Annotated in this window: 13 protein-coding genes; 2 read left to right on the forward strand and 11 right to left on the reverse strand. The window is 55.7% G+C overall.

The window, feature by feature from the left end:
- Nucleotides 1-17 precede the first annotated feature (17 nt).
- Complete coding sequence (locus PMI11_RS23095; RefSeq protein ID WP_007821893.1) at nucleotides 18-1,256, reverse strand: ABC transporter substrate-binding protein; 1,239 nt, start codon at nucleotides 1,254-1,256, stop codon at nucleotides 18-20.
- Nucleotides 1,257-1,518: 262 nt separating this feature from the next.
- Between PMI11_RS23095 and PMI11_RS23100 the strand changes: the two genes are divergently transcribed.
- Entirely contained in the window at nucleotides 1,519-2,541 is a 1,023-nt protein-coding gene (locus tag PMI11_RS23100) for a LacI family DNA-binding transcriptional regulator (RefSeq protein ID WP_007821894.1), read from the forward strand.
- A gap of 414 nt (nucleotides 2,542-2,955) precedes the next feature.
- Here PMI11_RS23100 and PMI11_RS23105 read toward each other — a convergent pair whose 3' ends face one another.
- Nucleotides 2,956-4,428: an alpha/beta hydrolase domain-containing protein gene (locus tag PMI11_RS23105; RefSeq protein ID WP_007821896.1), complete on the reverse strand. Its 1,473-nt coding sequence runs from the start codon at nucleotides 4,426-4,428 to the stop codon at nucleotides 2,956-2,958.
- A gap of 134 nt (nucleotides 4,429-4,562) precedes the next feature.
- On the opposite strand from PMI11_RS23105, the gene PMI11_RS23110 reads away from it, so the two are divergent.
- Nucleotides 4,563-5,447, forward strand: a complete 885-nt coding sequence (locus PMI11_RS23110; protein WP_007821898.1) for an AraC family transcriptional regulator — start codon at nucleotides 4,563-4,565, stop codon at nucleotides 5,445-5,447.
- 308 nt (nucleotides 5,448-5,755) lie between these two features.
- Here PMI11_RS23110 and PMI11_RS23115 read toward each other — a convergent pair whose 3' ends face one another.
- From PMI11_RS23115 to PMI11_RS23155, 9 genes are all read right to left on the reverse strand, one after another.
- A complete protein-coding gene (locus PMI11_RS23115) occupies nucleotides 5,756-7,540 on the reverse strand; it encodes a chloride channel protein (RefSeq protein ID WP_007821900.1) in 1,785 nt (594 codons plus the stop codon).
- Nucleotides 7,541-7,557: 17 nt separating this feature from the next.
- A complete protein-coding gene (locus PMI11_RS23120) occupies nucleotides 7,558-8,478 on the reverse strand; it encodes an aminotransferase class IV (protein ID WP_007821902.1) in 921 nt (306 codons plus the stop codon).
- A gap of 43 nt (nucleotides 8,479-8,521) precedes the next feature.
- Entirely contained in the window at nucleotides 8,522-9,298 is a 777-nt protein-coding gene (locus tag PMI11_RS23125; RefSeq protein WP_007821907.1) for an amino acid ABC transporter ATP-binding protein, read from the reverse strand.
- A gap of 24 nt (nucleotides 9,299-9,322) precedes the next feature.
- Nucleotides 9,323-9,988: an amino acid ABC transporter permease gene (locus PMI11_RS23130; protein ID WP_007821909.1), complete on the reverse strand. Its 666-nt coding sequence runs from the start codon at nucleotides 9,986-9,988 to the stop codon at nucleotides 9,323-9,325.
- Nucleotides 9,989-9,998: 10 nt separating this feature from the next.
- On the reverse strand, nucleotides 9,999-10,664 hold the full coding sequence (locus PMI11_RS23135) for an amino acid ABC transporter permease (RefSeq protein ID WP_007821911.1): 666 nt from the start codon (nucleotides 10,662-10,664) through the stop codon (nucleotides 9,999-10,001).
- A gap of 121 nt (nucleotides 10,665-10,785) precedes the next feature.
- Nucleotides 10,786-11,619 carry a transporter substrate-binding domain-containing protein gene (locus tag PMI11_RS23140; protein WP_007821913.1) on the reverse strand — a complete coding sequence of 278 codons (834 nt, stop codon included), beginning with the start codon at nucleotides 11,617-11,619 and terminating at the stop codon, nucleotides 10,786-10,788.
- Nucleotides 11,620-11,667: 48 nt separating this feature from the next.
- The gene (gene proC, locus PMI11_RS23145) at nucleotides 11,668-12,507 is read right to left on the reverse strand and encodes a pyrroline-5-carboxylate reductase (RefSeq protein WP_007821917.1); all 840 of its coding nucleotides are present in this window, start codon (nucleotides 12,505-12,507) and stop codon (nucleotides 11,668-11,670) included.
- The gene (locus PMI11_RS23150) at nucleotides 12,504-13,229 is read right to left on the reverse strand and encodes a GntR family transcriptional regulator (protein WP_007821919.1); all 726 of its coding nucleotides are present in this window, start codon (nucleotides 13,227-13,229) and stop codon (nucleotides 12,504-12,506) included. The genes proC and PMI11_RS23150 overlap by 4 nt, the downstream gene beginning before the upstream one ends.
- A gap of 134 nt (nucleotides 13,230-13,363) precedes the next feature.
- On the reverse strand, nucleotides 13,364-13,646 hold a 283-nt coding region (locus PMI11_RS23155), incomplete at its 5' end, for a Tn3 family transposase (protein WP_037071945.1).

Here is a 13,646-nt window from a genome sequence, read left to right on the forward strand (position 1 = left end):
CGGCTGTCGTCTTGCCGTTAATCGTTGAGAACGATGTCGGCGAAGCGGGCTTGCGCGTCGGATGCCTTCATTTCAGACGTGTCCATGAACTCGATAAGCAAATCCATCACGTCGCCAACGGCAGGCGGAGTGAGGAAGGTTCTGTCGTTGCCGACCACCCGTTTTGGATCGTTGAACGCTGCGTACGAAGCCTTCGCGCAAGTGTTGAACCTCGAGATGTCGACATCCTTGCGTGGGGGGATTGACCCCTTGATTATGGAAAACTTCTGTTGCGTATCTGCCTCGACAAGCACCTTCGCCAACAGTTTCTGCCCGGCAGTTTTCTTCGGATCTGTCTGCTTCGGGAAGGCGAAATAATCGGCGTGGATAATCATCGCGTTGCCGGCCAGGACGCATCCATAATCCGCGTCGAGTTTCAGGCCGGCGGCGTTGAACGTTCCAATCGCCCAGTCTCCGAGCACGTCGAAAGCCGCCTGTCCCGACATCAGAAGGTCGAGCGTCGGGTTCCACGTGCGGCCAGAATACCCGGCATCCGCATAATCCCTGACCCGCTTGAAGCGCTCGAAAGCGGTCTTGACGCCATCTCCGCGGATGATCGCCTCATCTTTCTTCTGCCATAGAGCATTCCACTGTTCCGGCCCAATGGCATCAATCAGGAATGCGTCGAACAGGAAGCGCAATTGCGAAGTCGTTCCAGACAGCGCGAACGGGATCTTTCCAGACGCCTTCACCTTGTCCATTGCCGCGAAGAAATCATCACCCATCGTTGTGGGGACTGTCGCGCCAGCGTCGGTGAGGACCTTCTTGTTATACCAGAGGAAATTGGGCGTATGGACTGCAACGGGAACGAGATAAGTGTGCCCGTCCCGCGCCATCGCATCCAGGATGGGCTGGGGCATCACGTCGCGCCAGTGGTTCGCCTCGGAGACGTCATCAATGGCGGCGAGCATGCCCTTGTCGACCAAGTCAAAATGATCCTGAGACGTCGAAAACTGAGCAGCACTTGGAGGGTCACCTGCGAGAATGCGGTTGATTGTCGTTTTAACCGGGCCGGTAGAGCCAGCAATGGCCACACTTTGCCACTTCCCACCTTCCGCAGCGAAAGCCGAAGAGAGCACATCCACCTGAGGTTTTTCGCCTGCGGTGACCCAGGCATGCACAACGTCGGCCGGCAGCTCCTCCGCTGCTAGATTTGTAATGGTGAATGACGTTGTCATTGCAGCGACGAACGCAGTGCGCGTCAGAATACGATTCATAGCTGGCTCCTCCCAGACTCGAATGGATGGCGAACTTCTCCAGGCTTGACCGTCACACTGGCATCCCTGCCCCGACAGCGCGGTCCTCTCGATGCGAAATTATTATCGTTAATATCCGAATATTAACGTTATTATTTACTTTGAATTTCGGTGTCAAGCGACTTATAAAGATTATGAATGGCATCTGGTGCCGAGCGTCTGCCCGACGCTCACGCAGAGGGCATTACCCAACACATCAATCGACAATGCCAAGAGTGTGCTGATGAACCGCCCCCGTCTCAAGGATATCGCGCTTTTAACCGGGTTTTCGACCAATACGGTGTCTCTTGCTTTGCGCGGCAGTTCGCTGGTGACGGACGAGACGCGGCAGCTGATCGAAGAGGCAGCGGCGAAGGTCAGCTACCGGCCGAACGAGATTGCCAAATCGCTCGTCCAGCGCCAGTCGCGCAGCATCGGGCTTGTGCTGACGAACATCACCAATCCAATTCTTACGCACACTGCCCAGGCAATCGAAACGATGCTCTCACAAAGAGGATACTCGACCCTCTTTGCAACGTCCGACAACAAGGTCGAGAACGAGATTACCGCCCTTGACGCGTTTCAGGGACGGCGCGTCGACGGCATACTGATCTTTCCGGCGGACCATCTTCAATTAGCCCACATAGAACGCTTGAAGAACTTCCATCTTCCGACGGTGTTGCTTGCATCTGCGCCCGGCGCGACGCTTGACGTTGTCAGCATAAAGGAGCGAGACGGCGCCCGCGATGCCACACGACATTTGATCCAACTGGGCCATACGAGGATTGGCATCATTGATAGCGGTCATTGGATGGGGAACGCCCAAAAGCTTCAGGGCTACCTCGACGCATTGGCCGAGGCCGGCATTGAACGCGACGACACACTGATTGTAAAGAAATCCGGTTATTCGCCAAATCTCGGCCGAGAGGCCATGGTCGAACTTATGGCAGCCGAGGCACCGCCTACTGCCGTCTTCGCTTCCAATGATGCGTTTGCGTTCGGTGTGCTGGATTGGTGCCGAAGCAGCGACCTTTCCGTACCCGATGATTTGTCTGTGATCGGTTTCGATAATGTCGAATTTTCTGCCTACGCTGCTACACCCCTCACAACAGTAGGCTGCGATCCAAGGGAACTTGCCGGTCTCGCGGTTGAGCGGCTGCTCTATCTGATCGAACAAAATGGGGCCGAGACGGCCCCGCTGACTCAGCAGATCGACCTGGAGATCGTCGTGAGGAAAAGTACCGGACCGAAGGTCCGGATCCAATGATGCGGCGGCTCTTCGCGCGGGGCAATTCCCGCCTATGTCCGTTTCGGCAGTTCTCCTCAACACCTTCGCTCACGAATGTCGGTTCACCACGCCAAAGAGGGGATGATTGACTGCAACCTAAACTGCTGGACGTAAGATGCTTTGGAGCTTCCCGATGTCAAAGATGCCTTTTGCGGAGCGCCCGTTTTTCCCGCCGATCGAAGAGGATTGAACACGTGCATTCTGCGCCGATGATCAATCCGCTTGGGCGCGTGTGATCATCGACCTGCGCCTTTGCGGTATCGACCGGTATGGCGCGGCAGTCCCGCCCGTCCACCCTGGCTTCGGGCTCAGTCAGAGTGCACGGCGATTTTTGATGCCGAAGAAATCCCGAGAGGGCAAGCAAGCCCCTGCAGGATGTCAGGATTGCATTCCTCAGCGAGCCACCTCGGAGTCTTCCGCCGCACGGATCGCCTCGTCCCGATCGAAAGGAAGGATGTATCCGTCCCTTGCAGCTACTCCCATCGCGTCGCGAACGAGCGTGACATAACCCTGATGGCTGCCGTAACGCTCCTTGAGCTCAGCGTCAGTGTAATCTCGATGATGCCCTGCCAGAGCACAAAAGACGGACTTTCCGTTGGGTGACAGGAAGGCGGTTGGTGCAACAAATTGTCCAAGTCGAATGCCTCCTTTCACGCGGCCATCGGCATCGCGTGCAAGTGCAACGGCACCGTCTCGCTCAAAAACACGACTTGGCGCAGCTGCTTTGCCTGTCGTGACCCATTTGTTCACCGCGTCCAGTGCCGTGTTGAGAACAAGACCATGGTCGACGGTGCTGAACGTGGGCGCGAAATCGCAATTCTGCGATCGGATCATCTGACTGAAGGACAAGGGCCCGTTGGGTCCTGGCATGGACTTATCGCGGAGCAGCAACGCGTCGACATACTCGATGCCATAAAGGGAGGCATGTGTCGCACCGGCAACGGCCCAGGTGCGGGTATAGGTGGATGAGTTCGTTGCCGCATACATCTCCGCCGTCGATTCGGAGTTGACGCTAATCGCCGGAACAGCAAGGTCCTGGCGAAGTGGGCCAGCCAAGTCGAAGAACACGAAGCCGTCGAAAAACCGGTAGATCGGTTGGATCGCATTATAATAGACCGTGAGACGCATCGCCGATTGCGATTCACCGAGTGCGATGACCTTCTCTACCTCGAGATCCAGCAGCGGATGACTTTCGCCTGCGTTGTCCTTCAGGGCTTTGGAAATCTGGGTCATTATGTCCCAAGACAGCGCGTCTCCGGGGCACACCGGGGCACCGGGGCAATCGTCAATCTTGCTGCCGTCGGTCGGATTCATATTACCCACGTCGACAGTCAGCGTGCCATATCGCGCAGGGCTCCATGTCCTGAGCCGGTCGACGCCTACCTTCTGAGCGGACACGACCGCCACCGCATATCCTTCGCGAAGAAGATATTCATGGGCTTCGGCGAAAGCAAAATCGACATCCTGGCCTGCAGTGACATTGGTCCATTCAACGACGAGCGTTCCGTTGAATCTGCTTCTTGCAGGCGTCCTGACGAGCACGCGGGTCCGATACGGCCAGTTGCCGTCCAGTATTCGAGCGGTTTCGGTCGACCGCGGAAGAGCACCTTGGTAGCGATTGGCCGTGCCTTCAGCGTAGAATTCGCGTTCGGTATAACCGGCCTTCGAGAGGTCGACAGCCGAAGCGGCCATCGGTGTGGTCCCTGGCACCGTGATTTCGGTCAGTTTCGCTGCCGATAACGCTGGCGCAGTGGTCGGTGCCGCGTTCGCGAACTCGCCGACCGGCATCGCGGCACCGAGGACGAATGCAAGAAGGACACGTTTCCATCCTGCTCCAAACAACTTGCCGGTCCAATCCGACCCCATCTGATGTCTCCCAAATTCGAACATAGAATGGCGTTGATCATAAATGTCATCAATCCCGAGGAAAATGCTTGATTGAGCCGAACTGTTGCCTATTCCTGCCACATGGGCGAATTACGCTGAAACGAGATTCTGAAATGTTTTTGGAAAAGCAGATAGGTTCGTTAAAGGATCGATGTGCGGCCATAGCTCCTGCTGGGTTGCGCGCCACAGCGGTGCGCGATGTCCACCTGTTCTGGAATACTCGCTCTTCGCCCACGGTACCAATCGTATACGAGGCAGGAATCGTCCTGCTTTTGGGAGGAAAGAAACATGGAAGGGCTGGTGGAAAGCATTTCGTCTACGAGGCGGGAAGCTATCTCGTCCTGACGCTGCCTCTTGCTCTTGAATGTGGTCACGAGGCAAGTCCGGCCGACCCATTGTGCGGTTTCTTTGTCGGCATCGATCGGCAGGATCTGGCTGTTCTGTTGTCCGAGCTTGCCGACCTGGAGCCGGCCCTGCCCGATTTCAACCCACGCTTGATTGTGCCGAACCGAATTGACGAAGGCATTTCAGCAGTCGTTCAGCGACTGATCTCGGCAGTCGACGACCCGGTCGCCGGTCGCATCCTTGGCCCGTCGCTGAGGCGCGAATTGCTTTTTCATGTATTGCGAGGCCCGAGAAAAGCGGCGCTTGCTGCTCTGGCACGCCAAAATGGCGACGAAGGACGACTGGATATGGTGATCCGGGCGGTGCGGCGCGACATATCCTTCCCGATCAGTGTCGAGCAGATGGCGCGCATCGCCGGTATGAGCACCTCAGTCTTTCATAGGGCGTTCCGTGCAAAGACGGGCCAGTCGCCGCTACAGTATGTAAAACAGTTGCGGTTGCACAAGGCGAGAGATCTTATCAATTTCGAAGGTCTGAAGATCGGAGATGCCGCGCGCAGGGTCGGCTACGAAAGTGTCTCGCAATTCAGCCGTGAATACAAAAGGCATTTTGGCAAAAACGCGTCGGAATTCGAAAAAGCGCTTGAGTTGTGAGCCGTGAACTGCGTCGTCTATGATGTGCGACACCTCAAAAGCCTTTCCAGGCAGCCTGTACAGGCTGCTCACGCTGTCGAAAAAACCCGGGCCGCCGCGACTATGATTGCCCTCTGTGCCGCGTGCCTTCCGCTCAAGCACAAACGCTTAGAAGCATCACTTGCGGCCCATCCAGGCGCCTAACCGGGGGCGGGTCCGGCAGGGAGCGAAATGACACCGTATGCCGCATGGGCGAAAGTTGAGGGTGAGGGTTCGTCCCATCAACGCATGGGGTGAACTAACGGCCCATTGTTGCTTTGGGCGATGTGTTAGGTGTATGGATTTCCCTCGTTCTGGCGTCGATCAAGTTGTTCATTATATCTGCGCAGAGCATGTTGTTCCGTAAGAAGGCCGATAATTTTACGCTCTGCCGAATTGTTTACTACAGCGAGCGCGTCCGCTTCGGCAGTAGAGAATGCCTTCATAGCCTCCCGTACATTCATGCCTGGCAGCAATGCAATATCTGCGAAGCGAACAAGGTCCGTCGCTGTAGCCCCTTCGGACAGATCTTGGTGAATCTCGGGGACCAAGATAATCCCCACATACCGCCCTTCGTTGTCAGCCACGGTGACCCGCTGTGCCGCACCGAGAGGAAAGTCTCGTCTCAACCGGCTCAACTCTGCGTCTTCTGGTGCGGTGCGAACGTCCTTGCGCATCATCTTGCCAACGCTCAGGTCTCGTATCCAGCCAATGTCGGCGGCGCTTCGAATAGATTCACCTCGCAGATGAAATCTCCAGGTCGCAAACGAGTAACCAAACAGGCGCCGTACGGTGATCGATGAAACGACAGCAGCAGCGAGGACCGCGATAGTCAGAGGGAGGCTCCCCGTTGTCTCGAGCGCGAGAAAAGCCATTGTCAAAGGTGCTCCGAGTACAGCGGTCGCCATTGCACACATGCCGACGATCGCGACTACGAGGCCAGGAATTTTGAGGCCAAAGACCAGCATCCACCCAAGAGCTACAAGCTTCCCCAGCATGGCCCCGAGAAAAAGAGACGCGAAGAACAAGCCGCCGCGGAATCCTGACCCAATCGAAATTGCCGAAGCAAGTACCTTCAAGCCAATGAACATTACGAGCACGGGCGCGGTGTAATACGCTCCAAAGCCCACGTGGAGTGCTGAATGACCGGACGAGAGAACTGTGGGTGTGATCAATGCGAGACCACCGACGCACAAACCACCGATTGTGGGTCGCATCCATACGGGCAGACGGCTTTTACTGAAAACCACTTCAACAAGGGTTACGGTCCGCATCATCACGATTGCTACGACGGCGCTGACAAGTGCCATCATGAAGACCAGGGCATAGTCTGATCCGGTCAATGTCCCTGCAAAACCGACCTGAAAAGACTCCTGTGGAAACAGAAGTCGCATCGTTCCGACAGCCGCGATAGATGCCACGATCACTGGTGCCAGGGTTGCGATCGAGTATGTCGATATAATCAGCTCGAATGCGTAAAAAGCGCCAGTTAAGGGCGCATCGAAAGCTGCCGCAATTGCGCCGGCGGCTCCACATCCGACCAAGGTTCGAAGGTCACTTCGACGGACATGGAAAAGTTGACCCAAACAGGAAGCGAAGGCGGATCCTATTTGTGTGTAACCGGCCTCCATGCCGATCGAAGCACCGAAGCCGTTCGACACCATAGTTTGGAGGACCAGAAGCAGACTACCCTTCATGGGAATGCGCCCGCCGTGAAGCGCGTTGGCTTCCACCGGATCGATAATTGGGATGCGCGAATTTCGCGTCGCGAGCCAGCCAATCAGCCCGAGGATAATCCCGCCGACCGCGGGAACCAATGCTGCCCGCCACGGGTCGATGAATGCAGCGCCGCTCACCTCATGCCCTTCTATAGCGAAAAGTACATGATGGAGCCATTGAACGGTCGCCACCATAAGAGCGACGAAACATCCCGCGGTTACTCCAACAAACCCGGCGACAACGACGAGCCATGTTTCATCAGCGCGTACAAACGCTCGTAGGCGATGGGGTATCCGGAACAGCTTTCGTGCGCGAGGCGGTGTGCTGCCGCGTCCCGAAGGGTCGATCGCGACCATTCAAGAAGCTCCCAATCTCAGCCAGAAATATAGGCGGCGTAGAGATCGGCGATCCGCTGCGTCACCGGGCCGGGCTTCCCATTGCCAACATCACGTCCATCGATACGGGTAACTGGCGTAATGCCGCCCAAAGTCCCCGTAACAAAGGCTTCGGAAGCCCCGTAGACCTCAGCCATTGTAAAATCCTGCTGGCGCACGATGTAGCCTGCATCGGCGTAAAGCTTGATTACCTTCTTGCGGGTGATGCCGTTGAAGTTGAAGCGACCGGTCGAGGTCCAAAGCTCTTCGCCTCGGACAATGAAGAAGTTTGTGGAATTGCAGCTGGCAACAAAGCCGTAGGGATCAAGCATGAGCGCCTCGTCAGCACCGAGGTTGATTGCCTGAATAAGGGCGTGGATGAAGTTCAGCCGGCTGTGGGAGTTCAGACGCAGGTCGAAGACGTCGGGCGTGCTGCAGCGGATCGTCGACGTCATCAGCGAAAGGCCCTTGGTCTTCGATTCCGGCTTCGGAATCTTGAATTCCGCAACGATTATAATCGTCGCTTGGCCGAGCGCGAAACGCGGATCCTGGTTCGGTGTCTTCTTCTTGCCGCGTGTGACCATCAGACGGGCGTGGGCACCGTCGGTCATTGCGTTTTTCTCAAAGGTCAACTTGAGAGCCGCCGTCAGTTCCTCGCGATCCATGCCAATGTCAAGTTGGATGGATTTGGCACCTTCATAGAGGCGCTCAAGATGTTCATCCAACGCAACGATTTTCCCGTTGACGAGACGCACTCCTTCCCAGACGCCGTCTCCGAGGACAAATCCTGCGTCGAAAACGGAGACCTTTGCCTCATCTCGTTTGAAAAACTCGCCGTTGACGTAGATAAGCACGTCGTCGTTGCGATTGTCCGCGACATAGCCCTGCGAGCTCGTATTGCTGGCAGTGATTGCGTTCATTTTATTAGCTTCCTCATTCTAGAATTTGTTCGGGTTCGCAAGTTTAGAAGGCGAACTCGGTGAAACGGTTGAGGAACGCGCGCGTGCGCTCCTGCTTCGGGTTCTTCAGAACCTCATCGGGCGTTCCGACTTCGTGAAACACACCATCCGCCAGAAAGATAACCTTTGTCGCAAAGTGGTAGGCAAAGCCGAGTTCGTGAGTGACGAGCAGCATGGTGCGCCCTTCATCGGCTAGTTGCCGGATAACCCGCAGAACTTCGCCGACCAGCTCCGGATCGAGCGAGGATGTGGGTTCGTCGAAAAGGAGTACCTCCGGCTCCATGGCGAGCGATCGTGCAATGGCGACACGCTGTTGCTGGCCACCTGACAAGCGGCCTGGATAGGCATCGAATTTGCCGCCAAGCCCAACCTTTTCCAACTCTTTCGCCGCCCTGTCGCGGGCAGCCTCACGCTTCATTCCCTTGACGGTTACAAGGCCTTCCATGGCATTTTCGAGAACGGTCATATGAGGGAACAGATTGAACTGCTGGAAGACCATGCCGACCCGTTCGCGAACAGCGCACAGCTCGGATTCCGGGTAGCGCCGCGCACCATCCTTGCCATGGGGCTTGCCGATCTCCTTGCCATCAAGGGCAATGGTGCCGCCGGTCGGCATTTCCATGAAGTTCAGGCACCGAAGAAGGGTGCTCTTGCCCGAACCGCTCCCTCCGATGATCGCCACACGCTCACCGGTTTCGACGGAAAAATCGATTCCTTTGAGAACGTGAAGGTCACCGAACCATTTCTGCAGGTTCGAGACATGAAGAATAGGCTCACTCATTGCTGAATTCTCCTTTGGTCGGCATCAGGCTTTTGCCGCAAGGCGCTTCTCGATGCGGGCGGACAGCCACGTACCGGGATAGATGAGGATGAAATAGATGACCGCGACAGTCGTCAGGATCTCAAGGGGCCGATAATAGGTCGAACTGAGCAACCGGCCCTGGTACATCAACTCATGCACGGACAGAACCGACGCGAGGGACGACATCTTGGCGACTTCGATGGCGCGATTGGTGAAGGCCGGCAGCATCCGTTTAAATACCTGCGGAAGAATGATCCGCTTTAGAATTTTTGAGCGACGCATGCCGAGTGCGCGCGCACCTTCCCATTGCCCTTGGGCAATCGACTGGATACCGCCCCTGAATATCTCCGCCGAATAGGCCGATGTGTTGAGCGCTAACCCGAGCAGGGCAGCAGTGAACGGCGAGAGCTGGATTCCGATGATAATAGGGAAGGCGTAGAAGAACCAGATAAGCTGGATCAGTACGGGCGTGTCGCGGAAAACCTCGATGTAGAATAGGCTTGGCACGCGCAAGGCTGGATCCTTGGACAATCTTGCCAGCGAAAGGAAAAAACCCGCAGTAAGGCCAATGACGATGCTCGGCACCCACAACTGAATTGTCACGAGCAGTCCCCGAAACAGGACAGGAAGGCTTTGGACAACAAGCCCGAAATCAAACTGATAATCCATATCAGGCTCCTCAGAGATAGGCCGTCAAGCGAGCTTCGGCGATGCGAGCAAGCGTGCTGGATGTAACAAGAAGGATGAGGTACATAAGGGCGATCGTCGTGTAGACTTCGAGCGGGCGGAACGTCTCGCTGTTTACGATCATCGCCTGGTACAGAAGATCCGCGTAGGCGAGTGTCGATGCGAGTGCGGTCGTTTTCGTCAATTCGAAAGAGCGTTCCACGAAAGGGGCAAACATCCGTGTCATTGCTTGGGGCAGGATGATGCGCCGCATCAGTTGGGAATGCCGCATGCCAAGTGAGCGTGCGCCTTCCCACTGACCTTTTTCGATGGAGACGATTCCTCCGCGGAAAACTTCTGCGTAAAAGGCTCCCGACTGCGTCGACAGCGCAAGCACTGCTGCAACGAACGGATCAAGACTGATGTTCGCCAGGACGGGAAGAGCGTAGTAAAACCAGAAAAAATGGATGATTGGTGGGGTGTTGCGATAGAATTCTATGAAAGCTGTCGCTGGTGCCGATAGATACTTCCTTGGCGAGAGCTTGAGAAATGCGAGGAACAGTCCGACGATAACTCCGAGGACGATCGAAATTCCCGCAATTTTGATGGTGTTAATGAGGCCGACCGCCAAGATGTCCCATCGGGACCATACGCCGGAAAAATCCCATTGATAGCTCATGAGAAGCAGATCCTTGGATAAGCGAAGCCGTGATCGCGCAAGCTTCGCTGGCGACCATCCTTTTCGTCCGAAATGTGAAATTCGCAGGAGGGCAGCTAAAAGGCCCTCCCGCGAGTTGGATTTACTTCCAGGCCTCTTTGACTAGACCGGGAATTCCAGTGGGATCGATATTCTTTGACTTGAGATAGGCGCCGAATATCTGGTCCGGAACACCTTGCTTGTAAAAGCTTGCAAACTGTTCACTCACCCAGTCACGGAACGCCGGATTGGCTTCCTTCCGCAAACCAGCACTTGTTGGCACCGGATTGACAAGTGTCGGGAGGATCACCTTGCCGAGTTTCAGGCGGGAATACTGTACAACGAGCGCCGGATGAAACTGCACAACGACGTCGACACGCTTGGAGGCAAATGCAGCGATCGCCTCGTCATTGTTGGAAAACCGGTTTATTTCGGCGTTCTTCACCATCGCGGTGATATTCTTGTCGAGCGAGGTGCCGAGTGTGACGCCGATACGGGTTCCTGCCTTGTCGATGTCTTCCCAGGACTTGGCTTGGGAGTCGCCGGAGACCAAGGCTCCCATAGCGTAGTAGAAGAGGGGAGCTTCGGGAAAATCAATCGCCTTCCTGCGCTCTTCCGTAGGATCTAGGACGAACATCAGGTCAATCTGGTTTGCCTGGAGAGCGGCAACCGCGTTTGCCCAGGTCGTCTCGACTGGAACGAGAGTTGCACCAAGGTTGGCGGCAAGCTTTTCGCCCATTGCTACACCGACGCCAGTCCACTTTTCTGTCATCGGGTCTTTGAAGAACCAAGGCTCAGCTGATGTTACGCCGATCCGAAGTTGTTTATCCTGCTTGATACGGTCGAGAGTGGAGGCAACTTGGGCGAAAGCTGGCATGGCGATGCTGGCAAGTACCGCCGCGGAAACGGCGACAAAAGCTCTACGTGTCGTGTTCATTATTAAATCCTCTGAGGCTTGTAACCAGATTAACGGCCTTTGCGGCTCTTATTGTTGGACCTTGGCGAGTTCGTCGGCTCTATTTGCCGCAGCCATTGTCGTGTCGATCAGAAGCGAAGGGAGTGCGGAGGGGGCTTGAAGGACGGCAAGGCCCGCTGCTGTCGTGCCACCAGGACTAGTAACTGCTACCTTCAAATCGTGTGCTGTCCGGGGATCCTGTTCCAGGAGTCGTGCTGCACCAATGACGGTCTGACGAGCAAATTTTGCTGCCAATTCTTTGGAAAAACCCATTCTTTCGGCTGCATTCTGAAGATGCTCCGTAAACGCAAATACATATCCGGGGCCGCTTCCCGTCACGCCGGTTGCGAGATCGATTTCACTTTCCGTGGCCAACCAGCAGAATTGTCCGATCGCTCCGAACAATTCTTCCACGATTTCTCGATCCCTTTCGGAAACATCATCTCCATTGGCAAAGCCGACGCTCATGGCAGAAGCAGCCAAAGCTGGAAGATTGGGCATTACACGAACAAGACGACGCTGGCCGGGAACGGCTGCCTGCAACCTCGCAAGCGGAATTCCTGCGGCAATCGAGATCACCAGAGCATTGGGAAGATTTGTCCGTACCGCTTGAAGCGCAGCCTCGACGTGTTGGGGTTTGACAGACACGATGCAGACGTCGAAATGCCGATCGTTCAGGCTCTCGAAATTCTCCACCACGTTGATCGAAGCTTGCTGGGAAAGAAGTTGCCGAGCTCTATCGACATCGGGATCGACAGCTGTGATGTCGATTAGCGGGATGTGCGCAACGGCACCGCTCGCAATCGCTGCTCCCATGTTACCGCACCCGATCATAAGAACGTAAAGACGAGGATGACCGGTCGCTGTCATTTTGAAACTCCAACACGAAGATGTGGTTGTTCCGGAGCTGCCGGTGCCAATCCGAGTAGAAATTCTTCGGTTTGCTGGCCGCCACGCGCCATATGATTTTTGATTTCGGCACGCATCGCTTCGAAGTTGTCACCGAGCGCATTTGCAACATAGCTGTCGTGCCCCTCGCGACGGGGGCCGCGGATACCATGCGCTCTGTGATGCGCGGCCCAATAGAGCTGAAGGCGCCCTCTAATACTCTCCCACGTCTTCAGAAGAATCTTGTGCCCGGAAGCCTCGTAGACGAAGCCGTGAAGCTGCAGCTCAGCATCTATGCTAGCCACATCATCCTCCGCATCTATGCAGCGGGTTAGCGCAGCGTGGCGGTTATGAAGGCCGTCGCGAAAAGATTGATCGCGTCGCTGCCAGACGAGCTCGAAAGCAAATATCTCGAGATTAACACGCATCGAATAGATTTCGCGAATGTCTTCGACCGAAAGTTCTACAACGTGCGTGCCAGTGTAGGGGACCGTAACTAAGAGGCCCTCATCGATCAGCTGCCGCATTGCCTCTCTAAGTGGGCCTCGGCTCACGCCGAACTGTTCGGCAAGGCTCGATTCGGTGACTTGAGCGCCAGGCGCAATTTCGCCGTTCAAAATAGCACCGCGAAGTCCATCAACAATGTGGGCGCGAAAGGTCGCTTTGGGGATGCGGATAAAACTCTGCGGAGATCGCTCGCTCACGACAATTCCCTTCCAAGATAATCGATTGTCAACAATCAACCACAATCAGACAGGTACGTCAATGCTGTTCTTGAACGGATCAACCACAGAAGAGGAGTGCGAAATCGTACCCTAAGGGGGAACGGAGCGGGAACTTAGTCGGCGCGCCGCAGCCCAGCTGGAAGGCGGAGCGACCGAAGTCCGTTGTGCATCTGATGTTCCGCATCCCAGGTGTAGATGCCGGTCAGGTTGATATGTTCCCAACTTAGTGGCGAGATGTGCTTCAACAGAGTATCTGGAATGTCTCGGCCCGCTCGTTTCAGCTGTGTAACCGCGCGATCAAGATAGACCGTATTCCAATGTACGATCGCACTGACGACGAGATTGAGCCCGGAGGCGCGGAATTTTTCGCCTGTCCGTTCAAGATCAACGCGTATG

The organism is Rhizobium sp. CF142, assembly GCF_000281145.1.
In the GTDB taxonomy this organism is placed as follows: Bacteria; Pseudomonadota; Alphaproteobacteria; order Rhizobiales; family Rhizobiaceae; genus Rhizobium.

Coding starts and splice junctions, on each gene's coding strand:
- PMI11_RS23095 (WP_007821893.1), bottom strand. CDS start 1,256: ATGAATCGTATTCTGACGCGCACTGCGTTCGTCGCTGCAATGACAACG.
- PMI11_RS23100 (WP_007821894.1), top strand. CDS start 1,519: ATGAACCGCCCCCGTCTCAAGGATATCGCGCTTTTAACCGGGTTTTCG.
- PMI11_RS23105 (WP_007821896.1), bottom strand. CDS start 4,428: ATGGGGTCGGATTGGACCGGCAAGTTGTTTGGAGCAGGATGGAAACGT.
- PMI11_RS23110 (WP_007821898.1), top strand. CDS start 4,563: ATGTTTTTGGAAAAGCAGATAGGTTCGTTAAAGGATCGATGTGCGGCC.
- PMI11_RS23115 (WP_007821900.1), bottom strand. CDS start 7,540: ATGGTCGCGATCGACCCTTCGGGACGCGGCAGCACACCGCCTCGCGCA.
- PMI11_RS23120 (WP_007821902.1), bottom strand. CDS start 8,478: ATGAACGCAATCACTGCCAGCAATACGAGCTCGCAGGGCTATGTCGCG.
- PMI11_RS23125 (WP_007821907.1), bottom strand. CDS start 9,298: ATGAGTGAGCCTATTCTTCATGTCTCGAACCTGCAGAAATGGTTCGGT.
- PMI11_RS23130 (WP_007821909.1), bottom strand. CDS start 9,988: ATGGATTATCAGTTTGATTTCGGGCTTGTTGTCCAAAGCCTTCCTGTC.
- PMI11_RS23135 (WP_007821911.1), bottom strand. CDS start 10,664: ATGAGCTATCAATGGGATTTTTCCGGCGTATGGTCCCGATGGGACATC.
- PMI11_RS23140 (WP_007821913.1), bottom strand. CDS start 11,619: ATGAACACGACACGTAGAGCTTTTGTCGCCGTTTCCGCGGCGGTACTT.
- proC (WP_007821917.1), bottom strand. CDS start 12,507: ATGACAGCGACCGGTCATCCTCGTCTTTACGTTCTTATGATCGGGTGC.